General features: G+C 69.1%; 15 protein-coding genes, 1 pseudogene and 1 riboswitch. Of the genes and pseudogenes, 10 read left to right on the forward strand and 6 right to left on the reverse strand.

From position 1 onward, the window contains the following. Window positions 1-18 precede the first annotated feature (18 nt). From ACIBQX_RS36965 to ACIBQX_RS36980, 4 genes and pseudogenes are all read left to right on the forward strand, one after another. Window positions 19-1,869 carry an ABC transporter ATP-binding protein gene (locus tag ACIBQX_RS36965; protein WP_397012942.1) on the forward strand — a complete coding sequence of 617 codons (1,851 nt, stop codon included), beginning with the start codon at window positions 19-21 and terminating at the stop codon, window positions 1,867-1,869. Then, window positions 1,866-2,339 (forward strand): S26 family signal peptidase, encoded by a 474-nt coding sequence (locus tag ACIBQX_RS36970; RefSeq protein ID WP_397012944.1) that lies wholly within the window; start codon window positions 1,866-1,868, stop codon window positions 2,337-2,339. Before ACIBQX_RS36965 ends, ACIBQX_RS36970 begins: the two co-directional genes overlap by 4 nt. Window positions 2,340-2,836: 497 nt before the next feature. Next, window positions 2,837-3,040, forward strand: a pseudogene (locus ACIBQX_RS36975) (helix-turn-helix domain-containing protein); the annotation flags it as partial. 12 nt (window positions 3,041-3,052) lie between these two features. After that, on the forward strand, window positions 3,053-5,122 hold the full coding sequence (locus ACIBQX_RS36980; RefSeq protein WP_397013478.1) for an ATP-binding protein: 2,070 nt from the start codon (window positions 3,053-3,055) through the stop codon (window positions 5,120-5,122). Between the two features lie 827 nt (window positions 5,123-5,949). Here ACIBQX_RS36980 and ACIBQX_RS36985 read toward each other — a convergent pair. After that, window positions 5,950-6,579: a TetR/AcrR family transcriptional regulator gene (locus ACIBQX_RS36985; RefSeq protein ID WP_397012946.1), complete on the reverse strand. Its 630-nt coding sequence runs from the start codon at window positions 6,577-6,579 to the stop codon at window positions 5,950-5,952. A gap of 88 nt (window positions 6,580-6,667) precedes the next feature. Here ACIBQX_RS36985 and ACIBQX_RS36990 point away from each other — a divergent pair, with 88 nt between their 5' ends. Both ACIBQX_RS36990 and ACIBQX_RS36995 read left to right on the forward strand, forming a co-directional pair. Continuing rightward, window positions 6,668-7,642 carry an aldo/keto reductase gene (locus ACIBQX_RS36990; protein WP_397012948.1) on the forward strand — a complete coding sequence of 325 codons (975 nt, stop codon included), beginning with the start codon at window positions 6,668-6,670 and terminating at the stop codon, window positions 7,640-7,642. 135 nt (window positions 7,643-7,777) lie between these two features. After that, a complete protein-coding gene (locus ACIBQX_RS36995) occupies window positions 7,778-7,921 on the forward strand; it encodes a hypothetical protein (RefSeq protein WP_397012950.1) in 144 nt (47 codons plus the stop codon). Window positions 7,922-8,436: 515 nt separating this feature from the next. Here ACIBQX_RS36995 and ACIBQX_RS37000 read toward each other — a convergent pair. Then, window positions 8,437-8,802 carry a VOC family protein gene (locus tag ACIBQX_RS37000; protein WP_397012952.1) on the reverse strand — a complete coding sequence of 122 codons (366 nt, stop codon included), beginning with the start codon at window positions 8,800-8,802 and terminating at the stop codon, window positions 8,437-8,439. Window positions 8,803-9,100: 298 nt separating this feature from the next. On the opposite strand from ACIBQX_RS37000, the gene ACIBQX_RS37005 reads away from it, so the two are divergent. From ACIBQX_RS37005 to ACIBQX_RS37015, 3 genes are read left to right on the forward strand one after another with little or no spacing between them, the layout of a single operon-like run. After that, a complete protein-coding gene (locus tag ACIBQX_RS37005; protein ID WP_397012954.1) occupies window positions 9,101-9,715 on the forward strand; it encodes a TetR family transcriptional regulator in 615 nt (204 codons plus the stop codon). After that, window positions 9,715-9,915, forward strand: coding sequence for a ferredoxin (locus ACIBQX_RS37010; protein WP_397012956.1), 201 nt, complete (start codon window positions 9,715-9,717; stop codon window positions 9,913-9,915). The genes ACIBQX_RS37005 and ACIBQX_RS37010 overlap by 1 nt, the downstream gene beginning before the upstream one ends. A 1-nt stretch (window position 9,916) precedes the next feature. Continuing rightward, the gene (locus tag ACIBQX_RS37015; RefSeq protein WP_397012958.1) at window positions 9,917-11,188 is read left to right on the forward strand and encodes a cytochrome P450; all 1,272 of its coding nucleotides are present in this window, start codon (window positions 9,917-9,919) and stop codon (window positions 11,186-11,188) included. Here ACIBQX_RS37015 and ACIBQX_RS37020 read toward each other — a convergent pair. Beyond that, window positions 11,146-11,955, reverse strand: coding sequence for a TetR/AcrR family transcriptional regulator (locus ACIBQX_RS37020; RefSeq protein WP_397012960.1), 810 nt, complete (start codon window positions 11,953-11,955; stop codon window positions 11,146-11,148). The genes ACIBQX_RS37015 and ACIBQX_RS37020 overlap by 43 nt on opposite strands. A 43-nt stretch (window positions 11,956-11,998) precedes the next feature. Between ACIBQX_RS37020 and ACIBQX_RS37025 the strand changes: the two genes are divergently transcribed. Then, window positions 11,999-12,718 carry a bleomycin resistance protein gene (locus ACIBQX_RS37025; protein WP_397012962.1) on the forward strand — a complete coding sequence of 240 codons (720 nt, stop codon included), beginning with the start codon at window positions 11,999-12,001 and terminating at the stop codon, window positions 12,716-12,718. A 28-nt stretch (window positions 12,719-12,746) separates the two neighbouring features. On the opposite strand, the gene ACIBQX_RS37030 is transcribed toward ACIBQX_RS37025, so the two are convergent. From ACIBQX_RS37030 to ACIBQX_RS37040, 3 genes are all read right to left on the reverse strand, one after another. Next, entirely contained in the window at window positions 12,747-13,367 is a 621-nt protein-coding gene (locus ACIBQX_RS37030; RefSeq protein ID WP_397012964.1) for a TetR/AcrR family transcriptional regulator, read from the reverse strand. A gap of 84 nt (window positions 13,368-13,451) precedes the next feature. Beyond that, a complete protein-coding gene (locus ACIBQX_RS37035; RefSeq protein ID WP_397012966.1) occupies window positions 13,452-14,171 on the reverse strand; it encodes a glycoside hydrolase family 25 protein in 720 nt (239 codons plus the stop codon). A 12-nt stretch (window positions 14,172-14,183) separates the two neighbouring features. After that, window positions 14,184-14,327, reverse strand: a riboswitch (cyclic di-AMP (ydaO/yuaA leader). A gap of 246 nt (window positions 14,328-14,573) precedes the next feature. Next, complete coding sequence (locus ACIBQX_RS37040) at window positions 14,574-14,786, reverse strand: MbtH family protein (RefSeq protein WP_397012968.1); 213 nt, start codon at window positions 14,784-14,786, stop codon at window positions 14,574-14,576. Window positions 14,787-14,795: the final 9 nt, after the last annotated feature.

Below are 14,795 nucleotides of genomic sequence, written 5' to 3' on the forward strand. Positions count from 1 at the left end.
GATCAGGCTATGGGTGATATGGCTGAGTACGCGGCGGGCGAGTCGAGCTGGCGGGAACGATGTGTGATCGCGCTGGGACTGGCCTGGCGGGCCCGGCCCGCACTGCTTGCCGCGCAGCTGGCCGGGGCACTGGTCATGGGCGCCACACCCGTCGCGGTCGCGTGGCTGACCAAACAGATACTGGATGAGCTGCTGGGACGACAGCGACCCATCGGCTGGCTGCTCGGGCAAAGCGCCCTACTGGCCGGGCTTGGACTGATCGCGGCGGCCTTGCCGCACCTCTTCCACTACGTCGATGCCGAAATGGGCCGCTCCATCCGGCTGCATAGCCGAGACCGGCTGTACGCGGCGTTGTCCCGCCTGGCCGGGCTGTCCGGGTTTGAGAACCCGGTCTTTCACGACCGGATCCGGCTGGCTCAGCAAGCCGGTGAGATGTCACCCCAAACGATCCTGGACGCATCACTGGGCGGCGTGCGCACCGTGGTCACCATGCTGGGGTTCACCGGCTCGCTGCTGGCGGTCAGCCCTGTCATGGCCGCGGTGGTGCTGGCCTCGGCCATCCCGGTGGTCGCCGCCGAGTTGCGCTTGAGCGCCAGGCGAGGCCGGATGATGTGGACCATCAGCCCGCACGAGCGGCGGCAGGTGTTCTACTCCCAGCTGATGATCGACCGCACCGCCGCCAAGGAGATCCGGCTGTTCGGTCTGGCAGACTTCATCCGCTCGCGGATGCTGAGCGAGCTGCGCCAGGTCAACGCCGCACAGCGACGGCTGGACCGGCGGGTGTTCCACACCCAGTTCGCGCTGGCCGCGCTGACCGCTGCCGTCTCCGGCGCCGGCCTGATCTGGGGCATCCTGCAGGCACGCGCCGGTCTGCTGACCCCAGGCGATGTGATCGTTTTCATCGCGGCCGTCGCCGGGGTGCAGACCGGGTTGTCCGGGCTGGTCACCCAGTTGGCCGGCGGGCATCAGGCGCTGCTGCAGTTCGGCCACTACCTCGCCGTCCTCAACGCCGAGCCGGACCTGACCGCACCGGCCCACCCGGTGCCCGCGCCGCCGTTACAGGGCACGATCGAACTGCGCGACGTGTGGTTCCGTTACGACCCGGACAAACCCTGGGTGCTGCGCGGGGTCGACCTGCTGATCCCGGCCGGCTCGCTACTGGCCCTGGTCGGTGTGAACGGTGCCGGTAAGAGCACCCTGGTCAAACTCCTGTGCCGGTTGTATGAGCCCACCCGAGGCTCGATCAGCTGGGACGGCATCGACATCCGTCACATCCCCGTCGCCGACCTGCGCGAACGCATCGGCACTGTCTTCCAGGACCACATGAACTACGACTTCACAGCTGCGGACAACATCGGCATCGGCGACCTGCCCGCCCTGCACGACCGGGACAAGATCCGCGCCGCCGCGGCATCCGCCGAAGTAGACGCCACCATCACCGCCCTCCCCCATGGCTACGACACCCTGTTGAGCCGGATGTTCTTCATGAACTCCGACTCCGACGGCTCCACCACGGGAATGACCTTGTCCGGCGGCCAGTGGCAGCGGATCGCCCTGGCCCGTGGTCTGATGCGCGACCGCCGCGACCTGCTCATCCTGGACGAACCCAGCTCCGGCCTGGACGCCGAAGCCGAACACACCATCCACCAGCGGCTGGTCGAACACCGCCACGGCACCACCAGCGTGATCATCTCCCACCGGCTCAACGGGGTGCGGATGGCCGACCGCATCGCCATCCTCGACGACGGCCGCATCACCGAACAAGGCACCCACGACGAACTGATGGCGTACGACGGCACCTACGCCCGGCTCTTCCGCATGCAGGCATCGGGCTACGACACCGGCCACGAGCCGCACCCGATCCCATGATCGCCCTGACCTGCGCGCTGGCGATGATCGCAGTGTTCCTGGTGTCGACCGTCCTCGTACGGCGGCGCATCGTGGTCGTCACCGTGTCCGGGACCAGTATGACGCCCACTCTGCACCCCGGCGAGAAGCTCCTCGTTCGCCGGTGCGGCATCACCGCGTTGAAGGTCGGTGACATCGTGGTCCTGGAACCACCACGCGTACCCGTCTCCCCCGAGGTCACGGTCCTCGCCCGCCTGCCGACGCGCACGCAATGGCAGATCAAACGAGTCGCGGCACTCCCCGGCGACCCGATCCCCCTACCGGCGCAGAAGGCGGCAGGCACCCTGCGGGCCGTCCCCGACGGCACGTTGATCGTCCTCGGCGACAACAACGCGAGCAACGACTCCCGCCTCAACGGCCCCTACCCCGCCGACCGAATCCTCGGCATCGCCCTCAGAAGATTGGCAGGAGCCACCTCCCCCGAGGCATGACTCGCCGCCCCCCTGAAGCGCGGCTACCTGGCGGAACCGCGCCGTGGGCAGTGCGTACGCCGGCAGGAAGACCAAGCGCAGCCGCCCGCCGGTGCGGGGGAAGTCGCGGACCGCTCGGGCGGTGTGGATCGAGGAGCCGCCGACGATCAGGACGATCGGCCGGATGATGGTCCGTAGCAGCTGCGTGCAGAACCCGAGGCACGCCCAGCGGTCCATCGAACCGTGCCCCAGCCGGTAGCGCAGTGTGCCGTCGCAGGCGATAACCGAGAAGGCGATCCACCGTGCCTTCACCGGCGCCCTGTGCATGCCGCCGGTCGCACTCGACGCCTGGTCAGCACATATCACCCAGCGTCACAGAACCTTCTGATTGCTTACGATTTCTGTCCGTCTCGCTGTGATCTGCGGAGACGAGGCTGGGCCGACTGTGATGGCTCGCCGGGCTGTCGACGGTCGTGTCAAGATGAATCGGTAGCCGGATCACACGACGAGGAAGGCTCATGGGAGACGATCCTGGTGACGCGAGTCCGAGCCTGGGCTCTCTCCTCCGGGGCTGGCGGGATCGGGCCCTGCTGAGTCAGGAGCAACTCGCCGCTCGAGCGGGCGTCCACGTGCGCACCGTTCGACGGCTCGAAACCGATGCCGTCGAACGGCCCAGGAATACGTCGATCCTACGTCTGGCCGAGGCTCTGGGGCTGGACACGCAGGAGCGGGCGATGATCATCACGGCAGCGCACCGGGAAGGTGAGAGGGCGGCGCCGGCTGAGGTCGACGCGCCGCCGGTGTGGCACGTCGTGCCCCGGCAACTGCCGGTCGGCGTGACCGGGTTCGCGGGCCGTGCCGACACTCTGACGGAGCTGGATCGGCGGCTCGGCGCAGGCCCGAGAGGGATCTGCGTCGTGTCCGGCACGGCCGGTGTCGGCAAGACATCCCTGGTACTGCACTGGGCGCACCTGGTTCGGGAGCGGTTCGAGGACGGCGAGCTGTACGTCAACCTGCAGGGCTTCGGCCCGGCCGACGAAGCGGTCGATCCGCGGGACGCGCTGCTGGCCTTCCTGGAGGCCATGGGCGTGCCGCCGCAGCGGATCCCCGAGGATCTGCCGGCCCGATCCGCGCTGTACCGCACGACTCTGGCCGGCAGGCGCGTCCTGGTCGTCCTCGACAACGCCCGTGACGCCGAGCAGGCCCGCTGGCTGCTGCCGGGAGGCGCGGACTGCGCCGTCGTCATCACCAGCCGACGCCAGCTCAGCAGTCTGATCACCGAAGAGGGGGCCGGGCTGATCTCGCTGGACGTACTGACGCTGGAGGAGTCCCACGAGTTGCTCGCCCACCGCCTCGGTCGGCATCGGGTCGAGGCCGACCAGCAGGCCACCGACGCGATCATCGCCGCGTGTGCGCGGCTTCCCCTTGCCCTGGCGATCGCCGCGGGCCACGCGGTCACCAGGCCTTCTCTGCCGCTCGACGTCCTGGCCGCCGACCTACGCCGGGCCACCGAGGACCTAGGTAGGCTCACCACCAGAGACTCGGCCACCAGTCTGCGGGCGGTGCTGTCCCGCTCGTACGCCCTGCTGCCCGACGACGTGGCCCGCCTGTTCCGGCTGCTCGCCGTACACCCTGGGCCGGACATCACCCCGGCGGCCGTCGCCAGCCTGGCAGGCGTCGACCCGGCACAGGGCCGGCGACTTCTCGACGCCCTGCTCGACGCGAGCCTGGTCACCGAGGTCGCGCACGGCCGGTATGCCTTCCATGATCTGCTCCGCGCCTTCGCGCATGAGATCGCGAACGAGACGGACGAGCCAGCCCGTGCGGCTCGCCGCGTAATCGAGCATTATCTGCACACGGCCTACGAGGCGGCCCTGCTGCTGGACGTGCTGGCCGAGTGGATGAAGGTCCCGGAAGCGGCCTCCCCGGGCGTGCGCGCCGAGGAACTGGCAGATCATCGGCAGGCGCTGGCCTGGTTCCAGGCCGAGCGGGCGGTCCTGCTCGCCGTTCTGCGCCAGGCCATGGCCGGCGGCCTTTACTCCCATGTCATCCGGCTGGTGTCGGCCGTCCAGGACTGGCTCTTGCGGCAAGGTCACTGGCAGGAGTACATCGACTACGCACACCTGGCGCTGGAGGCGGCCGTCCGCCTGGGCGATGACCGGGCGCAGGCGGCCGCGCGCCGGATGCTCCTGCAGTTGTCCGCCGAACGCGACGGTCTCGACCAGGCGCGCATCCACTTCCGGCACGTCATGGCGCTCGCCCGCGAGGCTGGCGACCTGGCCGAGGAAGGGTTTGCTCTCTTCGACATGGCTCTGGCCTGCTTGAAGAGGGATCTCCCCGAGGAGGCGCTGCGGCACGCGGAGGCGGCCCTCACTCCTCTGGGCGCCGTCGGCCTGGCCGCCACCGAAGCCCGCGTCCTGAATGTGATCAGCTGGTGCTGGTGCCTGGTGGGCGACTACGAACAAGGACTCCGCGTCGGTGGGAAGGCGCTGGCCATGGCCGACGAACTCGGCGACAGATCCGGCCAGGGCATCATCCTGGACACGGTGGGCTACATCCACCATCAGCAAGGCGCCCACGATACGGCGATCGTGCATTACCGGCGCGCGCTGGCGTTATGCCGTGAGCTCGGCCACCGCCATGCGGAGGGCGAGATCCTCCTCCACCTCGGCGACGCCCGCCACGCCACCGGAGACCACACCCAGGCGGAGCGTTCCTGGCGCCTGTCCCTGGCCATTCTCCAAGCGCTGAAGCACCCTGCCGCCGATCAGGCCCGAGCCAGACTCCGGGATCATTTCGCCTGAGTGCCCGTGTACAAACTGATCCCGCGCTTGCTGCGTGAGGCGGATATAGGGCGAAATGGTGGCGTAGAGCAAATCTTCTGCGACATAGGGCAACTTTCCGTCAGGCGGCCCGGTGGTACTCGTTGATGGCTCCGCTGAGCACCTTCGGCGCTGAATTCGGCCTTCCTGCGGCACCACGACGTGCTCGTCTTGATCGGCAGGCGCACAGCCAGGATGTACTGGCGCTGGCCGCTGAGCGTGACAGTCTCGATGAAATCGCAAGCCGGCAGGGCCTCGGCTTGCGAGCGCAGGAAGTCGGCCCAGGTGCTGGACGCCCGCTCGGGCGCCGGATCGAGACCTGCCTGCTTGAGGATCTCCCAGACCGTGGACGGTGCGACCTTGATGGGTCAACTCCGATGGCCCACTGGCAGGTCCGATTCCAGATGGCGTGACGGACTGTCATCTTCAAGGCTGCCAGACAACAAGTGTCTGAACGCAGCGAAGATGACAGTGGAGCCTGCTCCTAACCTGGGCGCTGTCACTTCGATAGGCGTCGAAATATCGGTGCTCGCGTCATCGAAGTTGGCAGTACCCGGTCGAAGATCGCATCCCCTTGGGGGAGGGCTATGACTCCGCGAGGAGGCTTCAGGGAGTCGGACGCCGTGCGCTTGAAGCCAGGAGAGAATCAGCTCTCGGAGCTCGCGTTCTTGGTCCACCCTGCGGAAGAGTCCGCATCGTACATCGCAACGACTAACCGGCGATCTTGCGATAGGTGGCGCCAGGGTGTAACTATTGCGCCGATCGCCAGGTTGCACACCCGCTGGCCTAGTGAGTCGTCGCCGGTTTCGTCAGTGGGCGTTACGCAGGCGCAGGAGATGCCCGGTGATGTGGTCACGGGCCGCGGTGACAGCGCGAACTGCGTGATCGTCGATGCCTTGTGGCGGGCGGGTGCCCTTGAAGAGCAGCGTGGCGTAGCCGTGCGTGGTGGACAGGTGCACGTAGACGAAGTCGGCGGTGTCGGCCCAGGAGGTGTCGGCGGGCAGCACATCCGCGGCCAGGCGCATGAGGGCGGCCGTGAGGTGGCGGCTCTGTTCCTGGACGGTCGGACGATGGGGCTCGGCGAAGTCATAGGAGTAGACGAGGTCGAGGCCGGCGCGGTGCTCCAGGACGAAGCGGGTGTAGGCGCCCGCGGTGGCAGCGAGCCGGTCCACGGGATCGGGCCCCGCTCGCTCGGCCGCCTCGACGAGAACGTCGGTGATGTCGCTGATGATGGCGGCCGCGCAGGCGGCGAGCAGTGCCTCCCGATCGGGGAAGTGACGGTACGGCGCGGCCGATGACACGCCGACGCGGGCGGCGACCTTCGCCACGGAGAAACCGGTGACGCCCGATTCGGCCAGGAGCGCGCGACCCTCGCGGATCAGCTCGGGACGCAGGTCGCCGTGGTGGTAGCCGCGTTTCGGCGGCGTGGGTCTGCTCACGGCGAACGATTCTTCCTCCCTTTCCAATGTTAGAGTACTCTTACTTAATGTTAGAGCAGTCTTACATCTGCGGGAATGAGAACGCATCATGGAGCAACGGACCCTCGGACGGCAGGGGCTGGCGGCGTCGGCGCTGGGATACGGCGCGATGGGCATCTCCCTGGCCTATGGGCCGTCGGATGAGAACGGGGGGATCGCGACGATCCGCCGGGCCCACGAGCTGGGCGTGACGTTCTTCGACACGGCCGAGCTGTACGGGCAGGGCGAGAACGAGCGGATCGTCGGCGCCGCGCTCGCCCCGATACGCGACGAGGTCGTCATCGCGACCAAGTTCGGCTTCGACTTCACCGGCACCAGAGAGGGCGGTGTCGACAGCCGTCCCGAGCACATCCGCGAGGTCGTCGACAACAGCCTGCGTTACCTCGGCGTCGACGTCATCGACGTGCTCTACCAGCACCGCGTCGACCCCAACGTACCGATCGAGGACGTGGCCGGGACGGTCAAGGAGTTCATCGACGCCGGCAAGGTCCGCTACTTCGGGCTGAGCGAGGCGGGGGCGAACACCATCCGTCGCGCGCACGCTGTACAGCCCGTCTCGGTCCTGCAAACCGAATACTCCCTGTTCGAGCGGGACGCCGAGATCCTCTTCCCCGTCCTGCGCGAGCTCGGGATCGGGTTCGTCGCCTATTCGCCGCTCGGCCGGGGTTTTCTCACCGGGCAGGCCAAGCCCGGCGCCGAGTACGACCCCACCGACATGCGCACCTGGGACGCCCGCTTCCAGCCCGGCAACTACGAGAAGAATCTGGAGGCCACCCAGCGGCTCGCCGACCTGGCCGCGACCAAGGACGCCACCGTTGCCCAGCTCGCCCTGGCCTGGCTCCTGACCCAGGGCGACGACATCGTTCCCATTCCCGGCACCCGCAGCATCCAGCGGCTGGAGGAGAACGTGGCCGCCGCCGACCTCACCCTCGACGACACCGACCTGAAGCGCATCGCCGAGATCCTCCCGACCGGCGGCTTCGGTGCCCGCTACCCCGAGGGCATGCTCCCCACTTGGGACTGACCCCGCTGACCGTTCACGACCTTCTCTGAAGCAGCGGGCAGGCCGCTGCCGTCCGCAGCCGCGCCCGCGGCACCCGGCACGGTGATGCCCGATAAGGACACCAGATAGAACAGGCACCACGTCTAGGCTGGTCACGTGAGTGTTCTGGTCGTCACAGGGACGGACGCGGCGGTCGGCCAGACCATGGTGACGGCGGCCGTGGCCGCCTTGGCGCTCGGCAGGGGGCACTCATGTCGCCATGGTGCCGAGATCGCGAAGGGCGACCAAGGTGATCAGTAGGCGCCGGGTATGGCAGCGCCGAGGATCGGACTCCCCGCAGCCCGAGGTTGTCCTGGGCCGCATCCGGGTGCCCCGGCTGGGGTCCGGCAGACCGGGCACCCGGCCGAGGCGGGTGCGCGCTGACAAGGCGTACGCCTCCCGGAAGAACCGTGCCTACCTGCGCAGACGTGGCATTCGCTGCACCATCCCGGACAAGGCCGACCCGGCCCGCAACCGAAGGAAACGCGGCTCCCGCGGCGGCCGTCCGCCGGAGTTCGACCCGGAGGACTACAACGCTCGGCACGCGGTCGAGTGCGGCATCAATCGCTTCAAAGGCACCGTGCCGCGGCCACGAGGTACGACAAGCTCGCGGTCCGCTAGGAGGCAACCGTACCGGTAGCGGCCATCAACGAGTGGCTGTGACCAGCACATCTGACGCCATGCCCGCTCCGAGGCGGCCAGCAGCTGATGAACCGCTCGCCCAAGCCTGAGCGCTACGGCGTCTGACGGGGGGAGACCTGTCGACGCCGGTGTTGTCAGGCAGACGTCAGGCAGAAGGGGTGGCCAGCCGGATCCAGGAGTACCCGCCAGCGTCCGTCGCCGGGCTGATGGTCCGGTTTGGCCGCGCCGAGGTCCAGGGCCAGCTCTTCCATCGCATCGAGGTCGTCAGCGCGGAAATCCAGGTGGAACTGTTGTGGCACGTCCTGACCCGGCCACTGCGGAGCCCGGTATCCGTCAACCCTCTGGAATCCCAGATCACAGCCGGAGTCGTCCGTCAGAGCGACGAACTCGTCCGAACTGAAGAGTTCGCGCATCCCGGTCAGTGCACCGTAGAAGTCCGCCAGCGTCTGCGGGTCGGCACAGTCCAGAGTCACCCCTCGCAGTACAGCGCCTGGCATCATTCGCTCCTTCGCGTCCGCGCGTCTGTCTCCGTGCGCCGCCGCTGCACGCGATCACCGGCCACAGCCACACCGTACTCGCCACATCCACCGCTGTAGTAGCGGTTTACCTCTGCCTCAGAGCAACGGGTGGCTGCGTACAGGCCCTAGGTGAGACGCACGCCAGGTCCAGTTAGAAAGGACAACTGTCATCTCCGATTGCTCACTGCCAAGTGCACCGCCAACCCCGATGACTCCAGACAGAGGGCAATTCGCCCAGGTTGCCCTTGACGAATCAAATGAACGATCTTTTAATTCGTCCATGGGCCGGATCGCGGGCGTCACCGCCGCCGAGACGCGGGCGCGGCTGTTGCGGGCCGCCGCCGACGTGTTCGCCCAGCGCGGCTACGACGGCACGCGGGTGGCCGACATCGCCGCCGCCGCGGGCGTGAGCAACGGCGCCCTGTACGCGCACTTCGGCTCCAAGGCCGCGTTGCTCGTGGCGGCGATCCGCGCGCACGGGCGGCAGTTGCTCGCCGATCTGTTCGCCGCCGAGCCCGACCGGCCGATCACGGACCTGCTGGTCACCGTCGGCCGGTTGCTCCCCCGCCGGGGCGACGACTCCTGTGACCTCATCGTCGAGGCACTGGTCGCGGCCCGTCGGGATCAGGACGTGGCGCGGCCGATGCGTGACTACGTCGGCGAGCGGGCCGACTGGCTCTCCGAGCTCGTCCGTATCGGCCAGTCCAGTGGTGAGCTCGACCCGGCCGTGTCGCCGGCGGCGGTGGCTCATTTCTGCCTGTTGCTGTCGATGGGCAGCGCCCTGATCACGCCTGATCTGCACACGGTCGACGACGCGGAGTGGACCGACTTGCTCACCCGTATCGTGACCGTTCTGGCTGTACCGTCATTACCCGCACAGAGGGAAGCATTGTAGTGAAAGCGCACATCGACCCCGAGCGATGCCAAGGGCACGGCCGCTGCTACACCCTGGCCCCGGACCTGTTCGGGGAGGACGACGAGGGGTACGGGACCGTCCCCGGTGACGGCCTGGTGCCGTCGGCCCAGGTGCACACGGCACGCCTGGCGAGGTCGAACTGTCCGGAAAGCGCCATCGACCTGTCCGAGGAGACTTGATATGGCCGTCGACGACCGTTTCACCCGCGATCATCGAGAGCCGGACGACGATCGGCCCGCCGGGACGCGCAACGAGGTCATCACCGGTCCGGTGGCCGACTGGGCGACCGACTTCTCCCATACGGAGCCTGAGTGGGCCGCCGATCCGTACCCCATCCAGGACGAGCTGCGGCAGCGCTGCCCGATCGCGCGCACCGAGAGGTTCGGCGGCGGGTGGCTGCCGACGCGCTACTCGGACGTGGCGGAGATCGCCTACGACACCGAGCGCTTCTCCTCGCGCTCGGTCGTCATGAGCAACTTCCGGCCACCGGTCGAGCTCGCGCCGATGGGCGTCACCCCGCCGATCTCGTCCGACCCTCCGTTCCACCACGGCGCGCGCAAGCTGCTGCTGCCGGTGTTCACCCGGTCGGCGGTCGCCAAGCGGGAGGAGTCGACCAGGGCGCTGTGCCACTCGCTCATCGACGCCTTCGACGGCCGGCTCACCGTCGACGCCGCCCACGACTACGCGCAGCACATCCCGATGCGGGTGATCGCCGACATGCTCGGCTTCCCGCCCGAGGACGGGCCGCGGTTCCAGGAGTTCATCGAGAGCGCGCTCGAAGGCGTCAACAGCCCGCCGGACGAGCGCATGGAACGGATGAACCTGCTGTTCGACTATCTGTACGAGCAGATCCGCGACCACGTCGACGACCCACGTGACGACCTCACCACCTACTTGATCAACGCCGAGCTGTACGGCAACAAGCTGGAGGCCGAGCACGTGGCCGGCACGATGGCCTTGCTGCTCATCGCCGGCATCGACACGACGTGGAGCGCGATCGGCGCCTCGCTGTGGCATCTGGCCAAGACGCCGGCCGACCGCGAGCGCCTGGTCGCCGAGCCGGAGCTGGTGCCGACGGCGGTGGAGGAGATGCTGCGGGCCTACGCCCCGGTGACGATGGCGCGGCTGGTGAAGCAGGACATGCGCTGGCATGACGTCGACATGAAGGCCGACGACTGGGTGCTGCTGTCGTTCCCGGCGGCCAACCGTGACCCGGCGCAGTTCGACCGGGCGGGCGAGGTCGTCATCGATCGTGAGGTCAACCGGCATGCCGCGTTCGGCCTCGGCATTCACCGGTGCGTGGGGTCCCACCTGGCCCGGATGGAGCTCCGGGTCGCCCTGGAGGTCTGGCTGGAGCGGATCCCCCGGTTCAGCCTCGACGACCCCGAGGCGGTGACCTGGGCGAAAGGTCAGGTTCGCGGACCTCGTACGCTGCCGCTGCGCATCGGCTGATCCCGCGCCGCCGCGACGCGGGCGTCGATGGAGTCCAGGACGAGGTCGAGGCCGAAGGCGAAGCGGTCCAGCGCCCGCTGCAGCGTGTAGGGCAGGGCGGTGTCCGACACGGCGAACGCCCCGGCCTCGCCCAGCGCGGCCAGCCGGGGGAAGCGCCCGGCCATGCGCTCCCCCAGCAGCGGCGCGCGCCGTTCCCACCACTCGTCGTCGCTGCTGCCGGTCCGCGCGGGCGCCTGCTCGGCCTCGACGACCGCCGAGGCGGCGCCTCTGGTGTACGCCTCCACCGCCGCGACGCATCCCGCCACGTCGATCGCCGCCAGGCCGTGCCCGTCGAGCAGGGCCATCGCGGCCTCGTAGCGGGTGACGACGTTCGGGCCGAAGACCGTGCGCGAGGTCGCCACCTGCAGCAGCCAGGGATGGGCGCGGAAGGCGGCGAGGTCGGACCGCGCCAGGTCGCGCAACCCGGCCCGCCGACCGGCGTCGGCACTGGGCAGCGGCTGACCGCCCGCGACCCGGTCGACCATCAGCTCCAGCAACTCCGCCTTGCCCGGCACGTAGGTGTACAGCGACGCCGTGCCGATGCCGAGCCGCTGCGCCAGGGTCCGCATCGACAGGGCGGCCGGACCGGCGCTGTCGGCTTCGGCGATCGCGGCGTCGACGATCCGCGGCAGGTCGAGCCGCTGCCTCGGCCCGCGCCGGGGCGCCGGCAACCCGTCCCAGAGCAGCGCCATGGTGCGCGCCGCGTCACCCCGCCCCGCGTACTCCATCTCACGACCTCCAGAAAAACTCCGAACAGTGTACGGTGTCAACATGCGCACCGAGTACACCATCCCAGGCCTGCCCTGCCGGGACCTCGACGACGTCCTGCCCTTCTACACCGCGCTCGGTTTCGACGTGACGTACCGTCAGGAGCGCCCGAACCCGTTCGCCGCCGTCCGGCGCGGCGGCATCGAGCTGCACTTCTTCAGCGTCCCCGGGTTCGATCCCGCTGACTCGATGGGCAGTGTGGTCGTACTGGTCCCGGACACGTGGGCGCTGCACGCGGCGTTCGCCGCCGGGTTGCGCGAGGCGTTCGGGAAGGTGCCGGTGTCCGGGATCCCGCGGATGACCCGGCCTCGCGCCAGGCAGGGCGCGCCCGGCGGGTTCAGCGTGGTCGACCCGGGCGGCAACTGGCTGCGGATCCACCGGCACGGAGACGAGGAACCGGCCGCGCCGCAGAGCCGGCTGGCACGCGTGGTGGCCGCCGCCGTGCGCCAGGCCGACTCGCACGGCGACGAGGCCGCCGGGGTGCGCGTACTGGAGAACGGGCTGGCCCGGCACGCCGACGCGCCGCCCGCCGAGCGGCTGCCCGCCCTGGTCTACCTCGCCGAGCTGCGGCTGCGCACCGGCGAACGGGAGGCGGCGGCCACCCTGCTCGCCGAGGTCGGCGCGCTGGAGCTGTCCCCCGCCGACCGCGAGACCCTCGCCACCGACCTCGCCACGGCCGCCGAGCTCACCGCCGAACTGCGCGCCTCCCAGCCGGCCGGCTGACCTTCACAGCGGCCAGAGCCGCGCCCTTTCAGCGCGCCGAGCCGCTGACCGGGGTGGTCATGTGGATGATCATGGCGTGCAGATAGGCGCGGAAGTCCTCCAGTTCCTCCGTGCTCGGCGGCCGTCCGCGCCGCCCCTGACCGCGATGCGGGTCGAGGTACCGCATGCCGCCGGCCAGGAACCCGTACACGCACCACACCACGGTCCAGAGCAGATGCTCGGCGTCGATGTCGGCCGGTATGAGGTCCCGTACGGCGTTGAGCAGGAGGGCCGACAGCGGCCGCGAGTACAGGTCCTCCAAGCCGGGCACGTCGGCGGCGTCCCCCATCCATCGGTGCAGCCACAGCGCCAGGATCTGCGGATGGGTGGCGTAGAAGTCCAGGTAGGCGTCCGCCAGCTCGATCAGCCCCTCCCTGGCCGGGGTGAAGGCGGCCACCGCCGCGTTCAGGACCTCACGCTCGGCGCGATGCGCCCGCAGCATCACCTCCGCGTACAGCTGATGCTTGCCGCCGGCCCGCGCGGTCAGCCACTCCACGTCGACCCCGGCGGCGTCGGCGATCAGGCGCATCGACGTCCCGTCGAACCCCAGCTCGGCGAACAACCGTGCCGCGACGCCCACCAGCCGGTCCGCCTCAGGATCCATCGTCATGGTTCATCACTCTAAGTGACGGACAATCTTCCTGTGCGAATCGACCGCCTGATGACGGCCGGATGACGGCCGGCGGGCGCCTGCTCAGGCGGTGCGGCCGAGGGCGCGGAGCTGCCCGGGGGTGAGCGGGGAGACGTTCTGGTCGACGGGGTTGTCGGAGTACTGGTGGATGGCCCAGGACTTCCAGTCGGCCGGCGGGGTGACCGTGCCCTTGGCCTTGCTGTAGTGGGCGACCCAGAGCGGGTACTCGGCCAGCCCCTTGCCGTAGGTGTCGGCGAAGTTCCAGCCGCTGTAGAACATCGGGGTGATGCCGGTCTTGTCCTTCACGTGGGCGAGCCAGGTCTTGGCCCAGCCGTTGACCTCGGCGACGGAGCGGCCGTCGGTGGTCTCCAGGTCCAGCACCAGCAGGTCGCCGGGCTTGGCGGGCTGGGAGTTCACCATGGACAGGAAGTGCTCGGCCTCGGCGATGGGGTCGTTGGCCGGGTGGCCGTAGTGGTAAGCGCCGCGGACGATGCCCTTGGCGTCCAGTTCCCGCCAGTGCCGGGCGAAGGCGTGGTCGCGGAAGGTCACGCCCTCGGTCGCCTTGATGATGCCGAATTCGGCGGGGCTGGCGTTCCAGTCGTGGTCGGGCTGGTAGTTCGAGACGTCCTGGCCGTACGTGAGCGGGACGGTGCGTTCCTGGGCGACGGGCGCGTTCTCCGGCGGCGCCGCGTGGGCGGGGCCTGCCATGGCCAGGCTCGCGGCTGCGAGGGCGAGTCCGGCGAGGGCGCGGGTGAGGGGTGTGCGCAGGCGGGGGTCGAGCATGAGGGGGTTGACTCCTTGCTTCCATGCCGCCTACCGGGTTAGCTGACGGGTTCGGGCTGGGAAGTGCCCTACGGGCGCAGCTGGGCTGGCGTCCGATTCACCCCGGAAAAGAATGGGTCCCCGGCTCCGCGTGAGCGGATTAGGCGGCCGCGCACTGCCCTGGCTGGCAGGGGGTCCCACCAGGGCAGCGCGCGGTCCGGTCAATGATTCGGCAACGGATGGTCTAGGGGAGCCCCGTTCCGGCTGCCGTAATGACCGAGAAGGTATATAACCCCCAATGTCCCCGCAAGAGGGACAAACATCCACATAGACCCCGACTCCATCTGTCGGACGCCGCAACCCCTTGCCTGTAAGGGATTCCCGCCTCTAGGTAGATCTTTGACCGAGCAGGGGGCGCGACGGTCAGCCGTCCATCGCCTCGGCGAGTGAGCGGGGGCGCAGGTCGGTCCAGTGGGCCTCGACGTAGTCCAGGCACGCCTGCCGGGTGTTCTCCGCGAAGGCGACCGTCCACCCGGCGGGGACCTCGGCGAAGACGGGCCACAGCGAGTGCTGCCCCTCGGCGTTGACCAGAACCAGGAAGCGGCCTTCCGCGTCGTCGAACGGGTTGGTGCTCATGTACGGATT

The sequence above is a fragment of the Nonomuraea sp. NPDC049714 genome (genome assembly GCF_044465295.1).
Taxonomy (GTDB): domain Bacteria; phylum Actinomycetota; class Actinomycetes; order Streptosporangiales; family Streptosporangiaceae; genus Nonomuraea.

Excerpts from the sequence above, each read along its gene's own strand:
- ACIBQX_RS36965 (WP_397012942.1), top strand. The coding sequence starts at position 19 with ATGGCTGAGTACGCGGCGGGCGAGTCGAGCTGGCGGGAACGATGTGTG.
- ACIBQX_RS36970 (WP_397012944.1), top strand. The coding sequence starts at position 1,866 with ATGATCGCCCTGACCTGCGCGCTGGCGATGATCGCAGTGTTCCTGGTG.
- ACIBQX_RS36980 (WP_397013478.1), top strand. The coding sequence starts at position 3,053 with ATGATCATCACGGCAGCGCACCGGGAAGGTGAGAGGGCGGCGCCGGCT.
- ACIBQX_RS36990 (WP_397012948.1), top strand. The coding sequence starts at position 6,668 with ATGGAGCAACGGACCCTCGGACGGCAGGGGCTGGCGGCGTCGGCGCTG.
- ACIBQX_RS37000 (WP_397012952.1), bottom strand. The coding sequence starts at position 8,802 with ATGATGCCAGGCGCTGTACTGCGAGGGGTGACTCTGGACTGTGCCGAC.
- ACIBQX_RS37005 (WP_397012954.1), top strand. The coding sequence starts at position 9,101 with ATGGGCCGGATCGCGGGCGTCACCGCCGCCGAGACGCGGGCGCGGCTG.
- ACIBQX_RS37015 (WP_397012958.1), top strand. The coding sequence starts at position 9,917 with ATGGCCGTCGACGACCGTTTCACCCGCGATCATCGAGAGCCGGACGAC.
- ACIBQX_RS37020 (WP_397012960.1), bottom strand. The coding sequence starts at position 11,955 with ATGGAGTACGCGGGGCGGGGTGACGCGGCGCGCACCATGGCGCTGCTC.
- ACIBQX_RS37025 (WP_397012962.1), top strand. The coding sequence starts at position 11,999 with ATGCGCACCGAGTACACCATCCCAGGCCTGCCCTGCCGGGACCTCGAC.
- ACIBQX_RS37030 (WP_397012964.1), bottom strand. The coding sequence starts at position 13,367 with ATGACGATGGATCCTGAGGCGGACCGGCTGGTGGGCGTCGCGGCACGG.
- ACIBQX_RS37035 (WP_397012966.1), bottom strand. The coding sequence starts at position 14,171 with ATGCTCGACCCCCGCCTGCGCACACCCCTCACCCGCGCCCTCGCCGGA.
- ACIBQX_RS37040 (WP_397012968.1), bottom strand. The coding sequence starts at position 14,786 with ATGAGCACCAACCCGTTCGACGACGCGGAAGGCCGCTTCCTGGTTCTG.